This window comes from Nocardia sp. NPDC102475 (genome assembly GCF_055584605.1).
Window position 1 is genome coordinate 1 of sequence record NZ_JBVJLS010000033.1, and the last position, 17820, is coordinate 17820.

Sequence of the window (17820 nt, forward strand, 5' to 3'; positions counted from 1 at the left end):
ATCCGACAGCACAATCTCGACAGCAGAAGGCCCACGATGCGACACACAAAATAGGTTACATACTTACTTGCCTAATTTCAGGCGCGACACACTAGTTGCGGGACGCGCGGCAGTAACAGTGGCGGCGGGAGTGCCGTAACAGGTGAGGTCCCCTGTTGTCGGAGCCGCCGGCTTGGTCTGCGGATGTGTTGGCGCCGTGGGTGAGTTCGATTCCCGTCCGGGCGCAATTGCGCGCTCAGCGTAATTGGTGCGCTCGACTTGACCTCAACTCTGCTTAAGGTTTCAGGCTGGTCCATGTCGGATCGAGTCAGGAATTGATGGAGGTTGTCATGCGCGCTGTACACGCTGCGGAATTCGGTGGGCCCGAAGTTCTTTCGGTGCGTGAAGTGCCGGAGCCGGTCGCCGGACAGGGGCAGGTGGTCGTCGACGTCGCGGCCGCCGATGTCATGTTTCTGGATGTCCAGCTCCGAAGTGGTTGGGGCACCGAGTTTTTCCAGCTCGAACCGCCGTATGTGCCGGGCGGTGCGGTCGCCGGGGTGGTTACTTCGGTCGGTCCGGAGGTCGACCCGAGTTGGGTCGGCAAGCGCGTTGTCACCGATACCGCCGCGAGCGGCATCGGGGGCGGTCAGCCGGTCGGTGGCTATGCGGAGCAAGCACTCGCCAAGGCCGAAACTCTTGTCGCCGTGCCTGAAGGGCTGAGCTTGACGGCGGCGGTAGCGCTCGCCCACGACGGTAAGACCGCGTTCGCCATCTTCGATCGAGCCGCGGTCCAGCCCGGTGAGTGGGTTCTCATCACCGCGGCGGGTGGGGGATTGGGAACCTTGCTGATCCAGCTCGCCCGCGCGGCCGGAGCCAATGTTGTCGCCGCGGCGCGTGGTAGCGTCAAGCTGGAGCTCGCGGCACGACTCGGCGCGAATGCGGTCATCGACTACTCCGAGTCCGATTGGTCTGCGAAGGCGCGCGCCGCGACCGGTGGAGCAGGTGCGAATGTTGTATTGGACGGTGCGGGTGGCGAATTGGGTGCCGGTGCGATCGAAGCCGCAGCCGACCGCGGGCGCTTCATCGGATATGGGGCTGCCGCAGGGCAATTCGCCGACTTCGATCGAGAATCGGTGGCAGCACGCGGAATCAACGTGCTCGGGCTGTTCGACCTGACCGGAAAAGGCGATATCGATTGGCTCGCCTTGACCGGACGTTCGCTCGCCGAAGCGGCGGCCGGACGGCTGGAAGTCATTATCGGCCAGTCCTTTCCGCTCGAACAAGCCGATCGCGCACATGTGGCAATAGAATCGCGAACCGCCCTCGGACGCACACTTCTTACGGTCTGAACGGCCTTCCGGGACAACTTGTCTCGGTACCTGCGGGTACCTCTTTTGGGCATTAGGGTGCCCCGGGTGGAAACGCTGATTGTCGTTGTCGTCGTCCTCATCGTGCTCGGTCTCGTCGCTCTCATCGTGCAGTGGGCCAGCCGCCCGCCTCGGAGCGAGTCCGCTTGGGACCGTGGTGATGTCGACGACGACTACGAGTCTTGGGAGACCGACTGAACTCAGCCGACCGGGGTCAGCACCACCACCGCGATCGGCCGCTTGGTCATCTTCTGGTACTCGCTGTAGCGCCCCTGATTGACCTTGTCGACAATCGCCCAGCGCCGCGCATAATCCGGATCGCCGGGCAACGTCGCCCGCGCGATCACCGCTACCTTGCGCCGCCCGACCTGAATCTCACACTCCGGCTTCGCCTTCACATTCGCCAACCACCCCGGTGGCCGCGGCGACCCACCATTCGACGCGGTCACCAAATAATTCGCCCCATCCCGCCCGTACGTCAGCGCCGACGTCCGCGCCTGCCCCGTCTTGCGCCCCACCGTCCGCAACAACAACGTCGGATTCCCGAACAGCACCCGATGCCCCACCACCCCGCCACTCTTCTCATAAACCCACTGATGCACCTTCAGCACATTCGCAAACAAACTCGCCACAGCCCACCCTCCAGCCAGTTCCCGGGTTACACCCCCACCCTATCCACCCCCACACACCACCCACCGTCACCACGCCGCCCCCATCCGACTGGTGCCAGCCCCACCCCACCCGGTACCATCCCCAACGCTGTCGGTATCCACCGCACACGGGGCGGTAGCTCAGTCGGTTAGAGCCGTGGACTCATAATCCATTGGTCGTGGGTTCGAGCCCCACCCGCCCCACAAATGCCCTCTCACCTGCGGATGTCTTCCGAGCGTCAGCCGAGTTGGTCCAGAACAACGCTTCGTCACCAATGTCTTTTGCGGATGAGATCCGGTCATGGGGCTGGATCTGGACGACATACGCGAGCTGGCGGCGGACTTCGCGAACGAGCTTCCGACCACTGCGCCGGACATCACTCGAGCCCATATCGGCGGCTACATCGAGGACCTGCTTACGCGTCCAAATCGCCGCACCGGTGAACCGCTGTCGCCCGAATACGCTCGCGGGCAGTATCGGTCTTTGCAACAGTTCTTCAAATACCTTGCGGCCGAAGACATCCGGGATTTGTGACGCGGAGTTCGTCAGCAATGCGGCTGTCATGGCTGTTGCCCGTCTCGATGGACTACGCGGTAACGCAGATGTGTGGCGCCGCGGCCTTCGAGCCGGCGGACGAGTTCCAGTTCGATGTGGCCTTGTGCCGTCGGCTCGAACAGGCGCCGTCCCTCACCCAGCAGTACGGGGACGAGGTGCAGTTCGAGTTCGTCGAGCTGGCCTGCTGCCAGCAGAGCCCGTGCCGCGCCCGCGCCGTGGACCAGCACGGCTCGATCTCCTGCTGCTTCTCGGGCCTCGTCGGCACACGCGTCGACGTCGGTGTAGTACTTCGCGCTGCCCGGTGGCACGTCGGCCGGGTCGATGGTGTGGGTGAGCACGTGGATCGGCACGCCGTCGTGGTGGTCGCCGTTCCATCGCTTGGCCAGCTCGAACGTGCGGCGTCCGGATATCACGGCGCCGGTGGACGCGGCCTCGGCGTACACCTGCCTGTTGACCCCCTCGGACATCCGGTCGTCGAGCCAGTCGAACAGCCGCCCGCCGTTGCGGCCGAGTTCCTGGCCCGGCCGGTCGTCCGGCCCGGTGATGTACCCGTCGACCGACACGGACATGTAAAGGCGCAGCGGCGTCCTGTCCATCCTCAATTTCCTTTCTCCGGCCAGTCGGCGGCGGTCATGCCGTCGGTGTGGCCCGCGGGCCACTGGACGAGTTCGATCCGGCGACCGTCCGGGTCGGCGATGAACGCCGTCTTCAGGCCGTCATCGCCGTCGTGCCCCGGGGCGACCGGCTCGATCCCGTGGCCGGCCAGCACATCGAGCGTGTCGGCCATCGACTCGACCTGCACGACAACATGACTGACGTCGGTACCCCGGTCGACCGGGTCGCCGTCGTGCACCAGCTCGATGGTGACGAACTCGTCGTCAGGGAGCTTCAGCATGGTCAGATGCCCGATCGGCGTCTCGGGCACACTACCGACGACCTCGTAACCGATAGCCGTGTAGAACGTTAGCGACCGCCCGAGATCGGTCACCCGCAACCCGATGTGCAACGTTCTCATCCCAGTACCTCCTTTGCCTGCGTCGATCATGCTGCGACCTGGATTCTTACGGCTATCCCACATTTCTGGGGGTTCGGCTAGGTTGAGGCATGGCCACCTCCCAGCCAGTGCACGACCGGCTCCGCGACACCATCTCGCGGCTGGTCCACCGCGGTCTGGGTGTGGAGGACTACTGGCGCGCGGTGAGCGATGCGCTGGATGGCGCGGTGCCGTCGGAAGGCTCCTGCCTGATGACGATGGACCCGGCCACCATGCTGCCGACCGCGGAGTTCGTCGAGAACGGGATGCCCGCGGACGCGATCAGCCGGCTCGTCGAGATCGAGTTACGCGAACCCGACTACACCAAGTGGGTCGACATGGCGCGCGCGGGCCGAACCGCGGCGAGCCTCAGCGACGTCACAGCAGGCGAGCTCGACCTCAGTCGGCGTCACCGGGAGGTCCGACGCCCCGGGGGTTACTCCGACGAACTCCGGGTCGTCCTGTCCAGCAGCACCGGCACTTGGGGCGCGCTTACCGTGTTCCGTGAGAAGGACCGCCCGTACTTCTCGCCTTCCGAGGTACGGCTCGTCACATCGCTGACCGGTTTGATCTCGGACGGACTGCGCCGGTCGCTGCTACTGGACGACGCCCGCGCCGACCGCCACGACACCGGAATGCTCGTCCTGGATCCCGATGACGGCGTCGCCCACGCCAATCAGGTGGCCGAGAAATGGATCGACGAACTCGGCATCGGCACAAGAGCAGGCACAACGCTCCCACTGGTGATCCGTGCGGTCGCCAGGCAGGCCCGTGCCATCGACGGCCGGGAGGATGGGCACGTGTGCGAAGCGAGCACCAGACCAGCCAGAGCGCGTGTGCGCACTAAGGCTGGGCGTTGGGTGACAGTCCGGGCATCGCTACTGGGCGAGGGCACAGCGGCACCGGTCGCGGTCCTGCTCGAAGCAGCTCGTCCGGCGGAGATGGCACCACTGCTGGCCGACGTATACAACCTCACCCCTCAGGAACGCCGGGTCACCGAATGTGTCGCCCAAGGCCTGCCAACCAGACAGATCGCCAACCAGCTCCGGATGTCGACCTACACCGTCCAGGACCACCTGAAATCGATCTTCTCGAAGACCGGCACCGGCTCCCGCGGCGACCTCGTCGCCCGCCTGTTCTTCGATCAGCGCGCCATGCAACTTACAGGCCCGCCGATAATTCCGGACGAGTTGCGCGGCGTTTCGGTAACGGCCCGGTTGTGAGGATGTGCGACTTTCCCAAGGTTTCTCGCACTTCCCTTGCGGTGTTGGTGTAGCTGCCGCTCGCCAGCGCGGCGGCCTTGTCCTCCCAGATTCTTGCCCGGATGAAGTCGTCGATAGCGCGCGGCCGAGAATCCATTTCCGCGGTGTGTCTACCGCCATCCGGTGGGTTCCATGCGCATAACCGGCTGGGCATCGAGCGTTCGGCGCAGCGTGGCATCGAGGGGCCAAGGAAACAGCAGGTCGTGGCCGAGCCGATTGTCCACCGCAGACACCGCTCCCGGCAGCATTGACGTGGTACCGACCCGGTCGACGATCGATTCGAACAACTGGGGCGGCGTCGCTAGGTAATACAGGGGCCGCCGCATTGTCCCCGCCGGTACTCGGCGAGTGGCCCTTCGCCACAATGGCGCGCTCAATCCAGCGGCATAGAGCAGACCGTCGGGTGTTATCAGCAAACGCTCCGAGGTAACAGCGACGTTGCCGGTGGATTCGCTGCTGCCCCATTCCATCGCCGCAAGTCGACCGTGCATCACACGCCATCGGGCGTCGTCGGACAGCACCCTTTCGACGTCGTCCCGGCACAACCACGGATACGGCCCGGCGCCGGAATCGAAGCATTGCCGCAGGGCCTCGTCGATGAAATCGAACAATCGCTGGTTCATCACATGCTCCTCGATCGCGCTACATCCGGACAAGCTGCGTGTCGTCCGGCATAACTTCGCACTGAACATCGCCTCGGCGGAGCGGTCGAGATCCATCATCGCGGCCACGATATCGAGACTGGCTGGTGGTCGAACGACGGTTCCGCCGCCGCACTCCGTCCACTGCACCGTGACCCTGCGGCTCGGGGCGCGCGGGCGCGATTGTTCCTTCTTCGGCCAGATCAGCGGGACCTAAGTGGTACGTCCGGATAGCTTCGGCTTCTCCGTCGACGCTCGTCATTTCGAACGCGAAGATGGCAACGCGTTCTCCCTTGGCCGGACGCCCTGACGGCCCCGGAATGTCGTACCGTCCCCCCAACGGATTCCCGATCGTCTTCGCGATTGTCGTTGTCGACTCACCCATGATTCCCGTTCCTCACTTTCTTCGGCTTCCGAAGCGTGGGGCCCGTCGCGGATCGAAAAAAGCTGGTCAGCTCCACCATGACCGCATAGTCCACCCTAGCGCCGGGGCGCTGGGTCGGCGGCCCTTCCGGTCGAGATCTGTGCAATCCGTCAGTCCGACTTGTACAACGAGTTCACCGTCGTCGGCATCGAGGGTGATGGTGGCACCGTCGTCGATGTCGCCGGACAACAGCGCCCGCCCAATGCGTGTCTCGACTTCGCAACTGCTATCGAAGGTAAGGCACGAGAGCGGATGAGCCGGGTGTATGAACGGGACCGGGCGCTGCGCAAGCGCAAAATCGAGCAGTCGAGACGAGCGCGCCACAGCATCGCCTGCGAGGCTTCCGACACCCTGCCCGACCAGGGCACCGGGAGCTGATTGTTTGCTATCCCGTGGTGACTGACCTCCGGGCATCGCAAGGACGGCGGGTCGGCACCGATAGTCCTGGGGGAACCAATGCGCATTATGGTGCATCGAATCCAGGAGATTATGTCGGTGGATTCGGGCTAAGAGCGTCGGCCATCCGTTTTGGTCGCCACGCCGATAATCAGCGGTCGGACAATGGGGACCATCATTCCCCGCCACGTCGCTTCCTGGACGTCGTCGAGCTCCAATCCGGATGCCCGGATCAGCTCGAGCGTGGCACGGTTGCAGCGGCAACCCTCCGCGAACCGGCGCCACGGGCCTTCGAGGCGGTCTTGCCAATGGGCAAGTCGCGGCGACTGCGAGCGGACGTGTTCGAGGAACAGCAGCCTGCCGTCGGGGCGCAGCACGCGCTTGATCTCGCGCAACACCGCATCGGGGCTGTCGACAGTGCACAAGACAAGCGTGGAGACGACCGTGTCCACGGATTCTTCCGCGAACGGCAGCTGATCCGCCGACGCGTCGAGCACCTTCGCCCGACGTTGGGTGCTGCGCAGCCTCCGGTCCAACCGCGCACGCATCGCGGCCTCGGGTTCGGTCAGGATCAACTCATCGAGGTCGTCGGGGTAGTACTGCAGGTTGAGACCGGTACCGCTGCCGAGCTCGACCGTCCGTCCTCTTGCGCGGCCGAGCAACTGGCGTCGACGCGCCCCCATGCCCGCCCGCTCGCCTCTCCACAGGAGCGGGTCGTACAGTGCCGCGAACGCTCGCGCCCACAGGTCCGATCCCTGCCGGGCCGCCGCCGGTGCGGTGCCACTGGTCATAGACTCGACTATACGTCGGCAGGCGTTGTCGCGAATATCCAGCTACCTCAACTGAGGGCCCATGCGGACGGAGTAGGCGGTCTCGCTGCGCAGTTGCGACTACGGCGCCGCAGCAGCGGCGTAGCGCCTCGACCTTCGGTCACGCCGGCACCGCCGGACTGATCACCGCCACCGAGGTCAACTCCCGCGACAAACTCTCCGAAGCCACCCGCCACCAGAAAATCAATTACGGAAAGCCGAACTCGCCCCGCTCGCACGGACTATCACGATGGCAGCCCTCGCATTCTCCAGCGGCATTCTCCCTCGCATACAATTCTGCGGCGATCGCGTCGGCGCAGGTATTCCACGCCTCGCCCGCCACAACAGCGCAAACCGAGCTCTACACCGAGATGCGGACGCTATGGGGTCAGCACATGGACGGGACCTGGTCGACCGTGGTCGCGTTCGCCGACGACCCCCTCGTGCTGCCGCCAAGTCTGGACCGACTGCTGCGCAACCAGGTCGACATCGGTAACGCGTTCGCGCCGTACTACGGCCAGGAGGTCGCCCGGCAGCTCACTGTCCACATCTTGGAGGCTGTGCCAGTCCTCACCGCCGCCAAGATCGGCTACAAACCGGCACTCGACACGGCAGTCGCGGCCTCGCATGCCAATGCTCGAGATATCGCCGACTTCTTCGCTCGGATCAACCCCAACTGGTCGCAGCAGGACATGCGTGAGGCGATGAGCATTCACATCGACCAGACCGTCGCTTACGCAGCCGCCGTCATCGGCGGCAAAGTACAGCGACGCGATCGCCAAGTTCGACGAGGCCAAGGCGCACATGATGGACGTCGCCGACGCCCTCAGCCAGGGCATCATCACCCAGTTCCCGGACAAGTTCTGAATTCCCGGAACGGCGGACGGGGCTTGCTGAGCCGCGCATGTCTCAGTGCTGGATCAAGCCGCCGACCGGGACGGGAGCAACGTGGCCGGTCGGCGGAACCGTCCGAGCCAGGGCGAGGCCGATATCGACAAGTGAAGATCGACGCAGGCCGGCTACATCAGGTATCGGAATCCAGATCGACTTAGCGGTTTCACCATTCGGCTCAGGCCGGAGCCGGCCGCCGGTGACGCGCACCTGGTAGAAGATGCCGACATTCTGGTGCTCGGCACCGGCCCGCGCGGCGGCAGCGGGGATCACCCTCGAGTCCACGCCGAGCAGACGTTCGACGATCCCGTCGCATCCGGTTTCTTCAGCGAGCTCCCGGGTCACCGCATCGAACGGATCCTCCGCGTGCTCGACCCCACCGCCCGGAAGCGTCCAGCTGGTTTCGCCACTCGGTGGAACGTGGCAGGCGAGCAGAACCTGTCCCTGCTCGATGCATACGGCGTACGCCGCCAGTCTGAAACTCATCCCATAACCTCTACCGGACCCTGTGTCGACCTCGTCCGCATGCGGTGTGGGTGTGTACCGAGCGCATCTGTGTGCAGGCCCCGATCTGCGATGAATTCGTCGACCGGTCGTATCGAATGTGCGGGCGCTGCGGCTGGGTGTCGACGGCCCGGACATCGGTGCCGAACTCGGGGCGATGACCTACACCGCGCAGGTCGAGCCGGTCATGCGTACATAACCCGAAAGTAGCGACATGGTGCCGGTTCCGCGGAGTAGCCTACGGTTCCATGAGCGCATGCGAGGTTTGCGGTAACGATTACGCTATGCCGATCGTCGTCGAGGCTCAGGGAACGCGGCATGTCTTCGACTGCTTCGAATGTGCGATCCACCGCATGGCACCTATCTGCGAGCATTGCGACTGCAAGATCATCGGCCACGGAGTGGAGTCAGATGGTCGATTCTTCTGCTGCGCGCACTGCGCCGTGTCCGAGGGTGCCAGAGGCTTGGTCGACCACGTGTGAGGGCGGTGTGTCGTCCCGGGAGGGTCCTTCCCGTCATCCCGGGCGGTGTCCAACGCCGTTCGGCTTGAACACCGGCGCAGGTATGCGCCCACTTGCTCAGCGGAGCGGATAGTGAAACCGAGTCAGGGGAATGCCGTGCCTGAGTGCCCCGGATACGAGATTACTGAACGCTTTTCGGGCCTCGTCTCGGGTCGGTGTCCTGTGCGGGGGTTGTATTACTTGCGTGCAACGCCCGCGTAGGCGGACACTTGCGCGTCCATTTTCTTCGGGGGTTCGACACCGTCCGGGTGCCAGCGGTGCGGCACCTCTATACCCGGATCGACCAGCTCTAGTCCCTCGAAGAACCGCATGAATTCGTCTCGGCTTCGAGATTGGCATGGCAGGCCGCTGCGGCGGTAGATGTCGACCACGCTAGCTATTGCCGTCGGATCGAAGTCGGGCGTGACGTGTGTCATCACTAAATACGAGCCAGGAACGAGCTCGTCCATCAGCGTATCGACGATTCCGTAGGCATCCTGCTCGTCGGGGATGAAATGCATCAGTGCGTTGAGACTGAGCGCGACCGGTTGGGTCAGGTCCAGTGTCTCGCGCAATCCCGGGGCGTTGAGGATCTTTTCGGGTGTCGTGACATCGGCGGAGACGTAGTTGGTACGCCCCTCCTGTGAGCTGACCATCAATGCCCTGGCGTGGACGAGCACGATCGGATCGTTGTCGACGTAGACGACTCGCGCGTCAGGCGCGACCTGTTGGGCCACCTGATGCAGATTCGGCTCGGTCGGGATACCGGTTCCGATATCGAGGAATTGACGAATGCCCGCGTTTGCAAGGAACCGCGTCACGCGGTGTATGAAGGCCCTGTTCTGCTGGGCGGCCGCCCGCACTCCTGGCCAGATGCCCACGACCTGTTCAGCCGCTGCCTCGTCCGCGCTGTAATGGTCCTTGCCGCCGAGGTAGTAGTCATACATTCGGGCGGTGTGGGGCTGATTCTGCCGCAGGTCGACAGGGGAGCCGGGTTCCACGTTCGGCGTCCTTTCATAGGCGAGGCAACATCAAGGTAGCAATCGGGCGGTATGCGGGCGCGTCGATTCAATCTCGTTGGGAGGGTGCATCTTGCGGCCCACTACAAGCGCGTGAGCGCGCCGAGCGTTGTCGGGGGCGACGTTGGGTCGGCGAACAGGACTGATCCCATGCTTACCACGCTAGTCTATTCGGCGCCTTTGATCTGGCCGCCGGTCCGCCCTACCGTCGGATCCGAGATCGCAAGCGTTGGACCGAGTTTCGAGCCCTTCCGCAATCATTTGCGCCAGCGCTGGCCGGGCGAGAAGTTGTATGTGATCGTCGATAACGTCCCCGTACAAACGCAGCGAGTGCTCGAGCGTTTCCTGTGGCGAACGGTCAGCGCAGTGACCAGGGTGCGGCGGCTCGCTGTTGAGCCCACCGATGCGGATCGCTTTCGAGTGTGCTGCGATCCCAATGGCCGAGTTCGGCTGCGGCCTCATATGTTTCGTGGAGGAACTTGGCGACCACGGCATTCGGATCGTCCGCGGTGCGCACCGTTTCGTAGGGTAGGACGAACTCACCCAGGTTGGGGTCGTAGGTCGCACCGGGCACCTGCAGCTGGTGTTCGCGGTAGCCGTCGGGTTCGGGATAGCAGTAGGCGTAGAACGCGCCTTCCGCTCCACCGCCGGGCCAGAATCCGCAGCTGCTGAGCTCGTGTGAATAGCCCTCCACCATGACCCAGTCGGCGCAGTGCGGTGCGCCGCCGCTGTGTTCGGGAGCGGTCCGTCCCGAAAAACGTGTGTAGGCAAGATCCATTGCGCCCCAATAGAAATGAACCGGACTGGTCTTGCCGGTGTAGCCGGAGCGAAACTCGTTGAGCAGGCGGTTGGCATGGACGAGCTGCCGCCAGAACGCCTGCGCGGACGTCGGATCGTAGGAGGCGTGCCGGGTGTCCTCAGCGAACGGAATCGACACCTCGACTTCATTGGGGTGCCCCTGAATTCGGGTCTCGAACCCGAGTTCGTCCAGCGCTTGCATGGTTTCGGTGTAGAACTGCGCCACCGATTTCGGCGCGAGTGCCACGGTGCGGGTGTCGCCGTTGTCGGCGCGGATGACCAATCGGTGCGCGAGGAAATCGAATTCGATATCGAAGAGGCGGTCGGCGTAGGGGATTGCCGAGGTCGTCAGCCCGCGTGGGCTCACATACAGGGTCACCTGCCACCAGTGATTCAACAATGGTGCGTGGGCGAGCCGGATCTTTCCCACCACCTGCGTCCACATGTGCAGGGTGTCACGCGTATCTGTCCAGTCCGCCACACGCAGCTGCGGCCACGTCGCGGTGGAATTCGCTGCCGATAGCTCCGACATGTCAGATTCCCTTCGTCGCTGGATTCGATTCAGTCGCGGATTCGGCGGAACGGGCCTATTCAGCGTGTGAGGGTTCGTTGCGTCCAGTCACGAAACGACGTCCAGTCGACCTCGGGGTTCGAGCGATGCAGCGCATCGATATCGACGCGATAGCCGCCGCCGTTGAGGAATGTCCACATGGCGTGCATATCCGCGGAGGATTTGTCACAGCACCCCAATCCGAGCAGTAGGTCCGAAAGTGCCGACGTAGCTACCGTAGCGCGAACTCGGAGTAAAGGTCGTGGCACTGTCCGCTCGACGGCGATACGAGGCAGGTTTGCACGCCACATATTCACCACGCGTTCAGCCGGGGCGAGTAATCCGAAGTCATGGTGACCCAGCCCGACCGGGCGATGCGGTCCAACGTGCTCGAGCGCGATTGGACTATCGATATTGTGCGCGTCGGCGGGACGCGTTCTGCTCCCGATACGCCGCCCGCACCGCAACACTTCCCGTCCTTGCGGGCTCAGTGCTAGCGGCGGCGGGCATTTTCGCGCTCTGGCGCGATGGCCTTTCGCAATATGGGATGGCTGGTCTCGCCGCGCTTACTGCTTTCGGATGCGCGAGCCGAAGGAGGTCTTATGGTCCAGTCGCCGCGTCCCCTTGGCGGTTCCCGGTCAGCAGGTGCCGGTGCCGAGCATGGCGATCAGGGTCTCACGCCGTGGCGCTACGATCAGCCCAACGTTCTGAGAGGAAATCATGACCAAGTCGACGGCCTTCGCCGCTGTGCTCGCTGCGGCCGCTGCCGCTCTGCTATTCCTGCCCGCCGTACCCGCGCACGCCCAGTCCCCCCACTGCGCCAAGGCCATCGAGCTGATCAACATCGCGATCGACACGAGCGGCGGCACCCTGGACGACGCGACGGCGACAGCGCTGTCCAACAGGCTGAGCGGCCTGGCCGATCTGGCCCAGGGTGCGGAGAAGGATGTCATCGCCGCCTACGCCGGCGCGCTGGTAGATGAGGACGTCGCCAACCTCGCCCCCTACACCGACGAGCTCAACCGCGTCTGCGCCTGACCGCTACCAGAACCGTAGACGGCTGCATCTGCCGAGCCGCACCGATTGGGCGCGACCTACTACTGGATTTTCGCCGCTGCGTGGGGTGTCAACTGCCGCAGGGAGTTTCCGATCTCCCGACGTCATACGGAGTCGATGGGAGTAGCCGACGATCCGGTTGGAGATACGGCGGCTGCGGTGTCGGAGCCGGTAGCGTCGGTGACGTGCGGGATCAGTTCGAGGTGGGGCTGTCGCGGCGTTGGAGGGTACTGCTGGTCGCCTGCACTAGTGCCACGTTGTTGCCGGTAGTGTTGCTCGTTCCTCAGGGGGTACCTACGGCCCGTGTCGTTGTGATCGGGTTGGTGGTGTGCCAGGCGGTCGTCGTTTGGTGGATGGACCGGCGGCCTGTTTTCGTCACGATTGCCTCCCTTTTCGTGGGAGCAACGTTGGAACTGCTGCACGTTCCGGTGGGGTCGGGCGTCGCCCTGATCGTGTTGACGACCTTTTCCTGGCTGCGTCCCGCGCGTACGTCGTTGTCGGGTCTTGCCGCGGCGGTGTTGTTCTTCGTGCTCGCGTTGGGAACGACCGGGCGAGGGTTGCAAGCTTTGCTGTGGTCTGGTGCCGCCCTGCTGGCCTGGAGCTGGGGGGCGTTGGGACGCGCGAGATCTGCACAGCGCGACTCCGAAGCCCGGCGTATGGTCCAGCAGGAACGTGCCCGCATCACGCGCGAACTACACGATGTGCTCGCGCACACGGTGTCGCTGATGGTGCTGCAAGCCGCAGCGGCCAACGATGTTTTCGACACTCACCCGGACAAGGCCCGGGAGGCTGTCGCCGCCCTGGAGTCCGTTGGCCGACAAGCTCTCGGCGAAGTACGCCGGCTGCTCGAGGTGATCGACCGCGACCCGAGCGTGTCCCCCGGACTGGAGGATCTGGACAGGTTGGTGGAGTCGATGTCACAGGCGGGAGTCGAGGTGGTCGTGAATCGGCACGGGACGGACGGCGCCGCTGTCGCGCCGAGAGTTGCGGAAGCTGCCTACCGGATCGTGCAGGAGTCCCTGACCAACGTCTTGCGCCACGCGAGAGCCGATCGAGCCGAGGTCGAGGTTCGGATTGCCGCAGGGCAACTCATGGTGGCGATCACCGATAACGGCGGCGGCGGCCGGCTCGGTCACGGTAGCGGTCGGGGCATGGACGGCATGCGGCGACGTGCCACAGAACTGGGCGGACGATTCGAGGCAGGCCCTTCCACTGCTGGTGGCTTCCGCGTCGCGGCATGGCTTCCGGTCCGGTAGTCGGCTGCCTTCCGATGGCTGTCTCCAACTTTCGACAGAGGCGAATACCCGCCTGCAAGTTGATGTTCCCGGCTCGGCGACAAGAAACACTGAAGTTACGCCGTTAGGGATCCCGCGGCGTGAACACTCGGTGGAGTAAGGAGTCGATCAGTGGTACAGCAGGAATGGCGCGGGACGGTCATCAAGAAGTCGCGTGGATTGTTCGACGGGGCAAACCTGTATCGGCGCTTGATTATTCGGCTAGAGGACGGCAGTACCGTGAAGGTCCGGGTAAACCGGGAACTGTGGAATACGCTGGAAGCCGGTGATTCGGTGACCAAGCACGCGGGAGCCGATCCGGTGAAGGACTGACATGCCCGCATGGATCTCCGCACCCGGATGATTGGATGCTCGCCATGAACCAGCCGCCGCGACGTGCGTGCACCCGGCAGATCACATGGAGGCGGGGATGACTGTCAGTGTGCTGGTCGCCGACGATCAGGCCTTGGTCCGTACCGGGCTTCGGATGATCCTGGAGGCCCGTGAGGACATCCGAGTCGTCGGTGAGGCTGGGGACGGGGAGGAAGCGGTCCGCTTGGCAGCTCAGATGCTGCCGGATATCGTGCTGATGGATCTGCGGATGCCCGGCGTCGACGGTGTGCAGGCGACACAACGACTTTCCGCATTCCAGCGCGGTCCCTCGGTCATCATCCTGACCACCTTCGACGAGGACGAACTGCTCTACGCGGCCCTGCGTGCCGGTGCGGGCGGTTTCCTGCTGAAGGACACCCGCCCCGCCGAACTGGTCGAGGCGATACGGGTGGTGGCCGGCGGCGAGGCACTGCTCGCGCCGCGGGTGACGCGTCGGCTGCTGGATCGGTTCGTCGCCGAGATACGCCCCGAAACGGCGGCGATGCCGGATCTCGCCGATCTCACGAATCGCGAGGTCGAGGTCCTCACGCTCATCGCGCAAGCGGCCTCCAACGCCGAGATAGCGGCGAAACTGGTTGTCACCGAAGGCACTGTAAAGAGCCATGTCTCGGCGATTCTGCGCAAACTCGGCCTGCGGGATCGAGTGCAGGCGGTGGTGCTCGCCTACGATATCGGCCTGGTCCGGCCCCGAAATTCCTAGGGTCCGCAACTGGTCCGCATTGTCTGCGTCGTTTGAAATCGTCTTAGCGAGACCGCTCATCGGCCGGTGAAGGCAGGCGGTCTGCGCTCCAGCATGGCCGTGACCGCCTCGCGGTGATCTTCGGTATGGTGGGCGGCCGCCTGCATCGCGGCGGACAGCTCGAGGTGGCTGCCGAGGCTCTGGTGTCGGCCCTCGCGGAGTAGTCGCTTCGTCATTCGAAGTACGTGCGGTGGGTTGGTGGCTATCCGGGCGGCGAGGCGGTGGGCGGTTTCGAGGAGGGCGTCGGGTTCGACGACATCGGAGATCAGGCCCCAATCGAGCGCGGTGTGCGCGTCGATCGGCTCACCGGTGAAGGCCATCTCGCACGCTCGGGCCATGCCGATTGCCCTTGGCAACAGCCACGAGCCACCGTCGCCGGGCACGAGTCCGACCCGGACGAAGCTCTCGGCGAATACCGCGGTGCGCGTGGCGATCCGCAGATCGCACAGCAACGCCAGATCACACCCCGCACCGATGGCCGCACCATTGACGGCGGCGATGGTCGGGATCTCACAGTGGTACAGCGCTTTTGGAATACGCTGGATGCCGTGCCGGTACCCCTGTCGCAGCTCCGCCGGTGCGCCACCGAACATTCCGGCACGATCGCGCATCTGCTTTACGTCGCCGCCGGAGGAGAAGGCCGTCCCAGCACCGGTGAGAATCGCCGCCCGCACGCTGTGGTCTCGATTCACCGCCGTCACCGCGTCCTCGAGGGCGGTTATCGTGTCGACCGCGGATATCGGGTTGCGCGCTGCCGGGCGGTTCAGTGTCCAGACGACGACATGGCCGACACGGTCGACGCGGATCGGCTCAGCCATTGTCGTCTCCGGTCTTCTCGCGCAATACAATTCGAACGTCGACCGGGACTATGTCGGAACCGGAAGCAATTACCGGATTGAGATCGAGTTCGGATATCTCCGGGTGCGTGGCAACGAAATCGCCTATGCAGACCAGAAATCGGGCCAGCCGGTGGCGGTCGACCGCAGGGAGATGGCGGTAGCCGTCGAGCATGCGTGCGGCGATCGTCTCGTCGATCATTTCGCGGGCCTCGAACTCGGTGAAGGGCGCGGCGCGAAATGTGATGTCGCGCAATGCCTCGACCATTACCCCACCGCTACCGAACGCCACCACCGGACCGAAAATCGGATCGCGAGTGGCGCCGACCAGCAGTTCGATTCCAGCATCGGCCATGGGGGCGACGATCATCCCGTCGACGTGGGCGTCGGGCATATGCGCATGGACAGAGTCGATGATCGCCTGAGCGTCCTGGGCCGCCTGGGCGGCCAGTACGCCGACCCTGACCCCGCCCACCTCGGATTTGTGGATGACCTGCGGGGAAACAACTTTCAGTGCGCACGGTCGCTGATAGTCGGCGACAGCCGCAACCACATCCTCGACGGTGCGTGCAAAAGTCCATGCGCCGAGGTCGATTCCGGCGGCGGCGACCACCCGTCGTGCGGTCGGTTCATCGAGGAGTCCCGATCCGGGAATGGCGGGTGCCTGGGGTGGAAGTACGAGCGCGGAGCGTTGCGGGGCAGTCGCCAGCAGGCGACCACGCCGCTCCAGGGCCGCCACGACCCGCACGGCGTGATCGATGGAGCTGATCACCGGTACGCCGCCGGCTCGCAGACGGTCGTGGTTGGCGATGTCGAGACCGGCGTAGCAGCTCTGGATCACCAGGGGGACATCGTGTTCGGCGACGAGTGTGAGCAACACTCCGGCGACGGCATCCTCGATTGCGCGCAGCCTTGGGTCGAAGCGCAGGTGGTAGCCGCCATAGAGACCGATGACCAGCACGAGACCGACATCGGGATCGCACATGAGGATTTCGGCGGCCTCGGCGAACACCAATGGGTCGGTGTCGGTGGCGCCGGCCACGTCGACCGGACCAGCCACGGCAGCGGCAGCGCCGAGTAGGTGCCGCAGCCGCTTCTGGGTCCGATCGCCGAGCCGGGCCACTTCGATGCCGCGCGCGGCGAGGGCGTCGGCGGCCAGCGTGGCGTGGCCACCACCGTCGCTGAGGATCGCGACCTTGCGCCCGGGCGCGATCGGGGCGCAGTCGGCAAGGGCGCCTGCGACGACCGCGAGCTCGTCGGAGCGGTCGACCAGCTCCACCCCGGCTTGCCGCAGCACCGCGGTCGCGACGGCGTCGAGTCCGGCGATCGAGCCGGTGTGCGACCGCGCGGCGCGGCGGCCACCTTCCGAACGGCCACCGCGCAGCACGGCAACCGGTTTATCCGGAACCGCACGAGCCGCGGCGATCAGGAACGACCGTCCGTCTGTAAACCCCTCGGAATGAATGGCCACGACGCCTGTACCCGGATCGCGGACGAATTCGGTGAGGCACTCGTCGTACCGGATATCGGCCTGGTTACCCAGCCCCACACAGATGTGGAAACCGGGGCCTTTGATCGCCCGATCATCGTTGACCAGCGACAGCAGCATATTCCCGCTCTGCGTGATCACACTGATCGGGCCACACGGAACATCCTCGAGGCCAACGAGATTCGCGCCCGAGGCGACGTTGAGCAGGCCGGAGGTGTTGGGCCCGATGACCCGAATGCCGGTCTCGGCGATCGCCGCTTCGAGCGCGGCGGCGAGTTCGGCGCCGGTTCCCCCGATCTCTGCGAAACCGTTGGCGAGCACGACGGCTCCGGCGATCCCGGCAGCGGCGCACCGGCGCAGCATATCGGGGACGGCGGCGGCGGGTAAAGCGATCAGCGCGACGTCGATGCCGTGTGGGAGCCGATCGATCGAGGCGTACACGCCGAGGCCGAGGATCTGCAGTGCTGTCGGGTGGACCGGGTAGATGGGATGGGCGAAGCCGGACTGCTGCAGGGCGCGGATGGCCTGGAACCCACGCTTGGCCGGATTGCCGGACGCACCGATGATGGCGACGGAATGCGGGTCGAACAATCGCTCGAGTGCGGTGCGGGCGGGCGCGCCGATGCTGGACGCGCGGTCGTCGATGCTGGTCAT

At 64.8% G+C, this 17820-nt stretch carries 21 protein-coding genes and 1 tRNA gene; 10 read left to right on the top strand and 12 right to left on the bottom strand.

Going from position 1 to position 17820, the window contains the following annotated elements; translation table 11 throughout:
- Window positions 1-329: 329 nt before the first annotated feature.
- On the top strand, window positions 330-1328 hold the full coding sequence (locus ACZ60G_RS38725; RefSeq protein WP_465816891.1) for a zinc-binding dehydrogenase: 999 nt from the start codon (window positions 330-332) through the stop codon (window positions 1326-1328).
- A 66-nt stretch (window positions 1329-1394) separates the two neighbouring features.
- Window positions 1395-1544 (top strand): hypothetical protein, encoded by a 150-nt coding sequence (locus ACZ60G_RS38730; protein WP_465816893.1) that lies wholly within the window; start codon window positions 1395-1397, stop codon window positions 1542-1544.
- A gap of 2 nt (window positions 1545-1546) precedes the next feature.
- On the opposite strand, the gene ACZ60G_RS38735 is transcribed toward ACZ60G_RS38730, so the two are convergent.
- Window positions 1547-1978, bottom strand: a complete 432-nt coding sequence (locus ACZ60G_RS38735) for a nitroreductase family deazaflavin-dependent oxidoreductase (RefSeq protein WP_465816894.1) — start codon at window positions 1976-1978, stop codon at window positions 1547-1549.
- A 148-nt stretch (window positions 1979-2126) separates the two neighbouring features.
- On the opposite strand from ACZ60G_RS38735, the gene ACZ60G_RS38740 reads away from it, so the two are divergent.
- Together ACZ60G_RS38740 and ACZ60G_RS38745 are read left to right on the top strand one after the other, a co-directional pair.
- A tRNA-Ile gene (locus tag ACZ60G_RS38740) sits at window positions 2127-2200 on the top strand.
- Window positions 2201-2297: 97 nt separating this feature from the next.
- Window positions 2298-2531, top strand: a complete 234-nt coding sequence (locus tag ACZ60G_RS38745; protein WP_465816896.1) for a hypothetical protein — start codon at window positions 2298-2300, stop codon at window positions 2529-2531.
- Between the two features lie 26 nt (window positions 2532-2557).
- On the opposite strand, the gene ACZ60G_RS38750 is transcribed toward ACZ60G_RS38745, so the two are convergent.
- Both ACZ60G_RS38750 and ACZ60G_RS38755 read right to left on the bottom strand, forming a co-directional pair.
- Complete coding sequence (locus ACZ60G_RS38750; RefSeq protein WP_465816898.1) at window positions 2558-3148, bottom strand: dihydrofolate reductase family protein; 591 nt, start codon at window positions 3146-3148, stop codon at window positions 2558-2560.
- Between the two features lie 2 nt (window positions 3149-3150).
- Entirely contained in the window at window positions 3151-3567 is a 417-nt protein-coding gene (locus tag ACZ60G_RS38755) for a VOC family protein (RefSeq protein WP_465816900.1), read from the bottom strand.
- 89 nt (window positions 3568-3656) lie between these two features.
- Between ACZ60G_RS38755 and ACZ60G_RS38760 the strand changes: the two genes are divergently transcribed.
- Window positions 3657-4808, top strand: a complete 1152-nt coding sequence (locus ACZ60G_RS38760; protein WP_465816902.1) for a helix-turn-helix transcriptional regulator — start codon at window positions 3657-3659, stop codon at window positions 4806-4808.
- Window positions 4809-4957: 149 nt separating this feature from the next.
- Here the strand turns inward: ACZ60G_RS38760 and ACZ60G_RS38765 are convergent, their stop codons facing one another.
- The gene (locus tag ACZ60G_RS38765) at window positions 4958-5470 is read right to left on the bottom strand and encodes a hypothetical protein (protein WP_465816904.1); all 513 of its coding nucleotides are present in this window, start codon (window positions 5468-5470) and stop codon (window positions 4958-4960) included.
- Window positions 5471-6032: 562 nt separating this feature from the next.
- Between ACZ60G_RS38765 and ACZ60G_RS38770 the strand changes: the two genes are divergently transcribed.
- A complete protein-coding gene (locus ACZ60G_RS38770) occupies window positions 6033-6290 on the top strand; it encodes a hypothetical protein (RefSeq protein ID WP_465816905.1) in 258 nt (85 codons plus the stop codon).
- A 128-nt stretch (window positions 6291-6418) separates the two neighbouring features.
- Here ACZ60G_RS38770 and ACZ60G_RS38775 read toward each other — a convergent pair whose 3' ends face one another.
- From ACZ60G_RS38775 to ACZ60G_RS38800, 6 genes are all read right to left on the bottom strand, one after another.
- Window positions 6419-7099 (bottom strand): class I SAM-dependent methyltransferase, encoded by a 681-nt coding sequence (locus tag ACZ60G_RS38775; RefSeq protein ID WP_465816907.1) that lies wholly within the window; start codon window positions 7097-7099, stop codon window positions 6419-6421.
- Between the two features lie 398 nt (window positions 7100-7497).
- Window positions 7498-7959: a hypothetical protein gene (locus ACZ60G_RS38780; protein WP_465816909.1), complete on the bottom strand. Its 462-nt coding sequence runs from the start codon at window positions 7957-7959 to the stop codon at window positions 7498-7500.
- A 67-nt stretch (window positions 7960-8026) separates the two neighbouring features.
- Complete coding sequence (locus ACZ60G_RS38785; protein WP_465816911.1) at window positions 8027-8494, bottom strand: NUDIX hydrolase; 468 nt, start codon at window positions 8492-8494, stop codon at window positions 8027-8029.
- Window positions 8495-9209: 715 nt separating this feature from the next.
- Window positions 9210-10013: an SAM-dependent methyltransferase gene (locus ACZ60G_RS38790; RefSeq protein WP_465816912.1), complete on the bottom strand. Its 804-nt coding sequence runs from the start codon at window positions 10011-10013 to the stop codon at window positions 9210-9212.
- A gap of 376 nt (window positions 10014-10389) precedes the next feature.
- Window positions 10390-11361, bottom strand: coding sequence for a DUF5996 family protein (locus tag ACZ60G_RS38795; RefSeq protein WP_465816914.1), 972 nt, complete (start codon window positions 11359-11361; stop codon window positions 10390-10392).
- A gap of 59 nt (window positions 11362-11420) precedes the next feature.
- A complete protein-coding gene (locus tag ACZ60G_RS38800) occupies window positions 11421-11549 on the bottom strand; it encodes a hypothetical protein (RefSeq protein ID WP_465816916.1) in 129 nt (42 codons plus the stop codon).
- Between the two features lie 550 nt (window positions 11550-12099).
- Here ACZ60G_RS38800 and ACZ60G_RS38805 point away from each other — a divergent pair.
- From ACZ60G_RS38805 to ACZ60G_RS38820, 4 genes are all read left to right on the top strand, one after another.
- Window positions 12100-12417 carry a hypothetical protein gene (locus ACZ60G_RS38805; protein WP_465816918.1) on the top strand — a complete coding sequence of 106 codons (318 nt, stop codon included), beginning with the start codon at window positions 12100-12102 and terminating at the stop codon, window positions 12415-12417.
- A gap of 413 nt (window positions 12418-12830) precedes the next feature.
- Window positions 12831-13691: a sensor histidine kinase gene (locus tag ACZ60G_RS38810; RefSeq protein WP_465816920.1), complete on the top strand. Its 861-nt coding sequence runs from the start codon at window positions 12831-12833 to the stop codon at window positions 13689-13691.
- A gap of 150 nt (window positions 13692-13841) precedes the next feature.
- Window positions 13842-14042: a DUF7489 domain-containing protein gene (locus ACZ60G_RS38815; RefSeq protein WP_465816922.1), complete on the top strand. Its 201-nt coding sequence runs from the start codon at window positions 13842-13844 to the stop codon at window positions 14040-14042.
- Between the two features lie 97 nt (window positions 14043-14139).
- Window positions 14140-14802 (top strand): response regulator, encoded by a 663-nt coding sequence (locus ACZ60G_RS38820; RefSeq protein WP_465816923.1) that lies wholly within the window; start codon window positions 14140-14142, stop codon window positions 14800-14802.
- 56 nt (window positions 14803-14858) lie between these two features.
- Here the strand turns inward: ACZ60G_RS38820 and ACZ60G_RS38825 are convergent, their stop codons facing one another.
- Window positions 14859-15659: a crotonase/enoyl-CoA hydratase family protein gene (locus tag ACZ60G_RS38825; protein WP_465816924.1), complete on the bottom strand. Its 801-nt coding sequence runs from the start codon at window positions 15657-15659 to the stop codon at window positions 14859-14861.
- A complete protein-coding gene (locus ACZ60G_RS38830; protein ID WP_465816926.1) occupies window positions 15652-17820 on the bottom strand; it encodes an acetate--CoA ligase family protein in 2169 nt (722 codons plus the stop codon). The genes ACZ60G_RS38825 and ACZ60G_RS38830 overlap by 8 nt, the downstream gene beginning before the upstream one ends.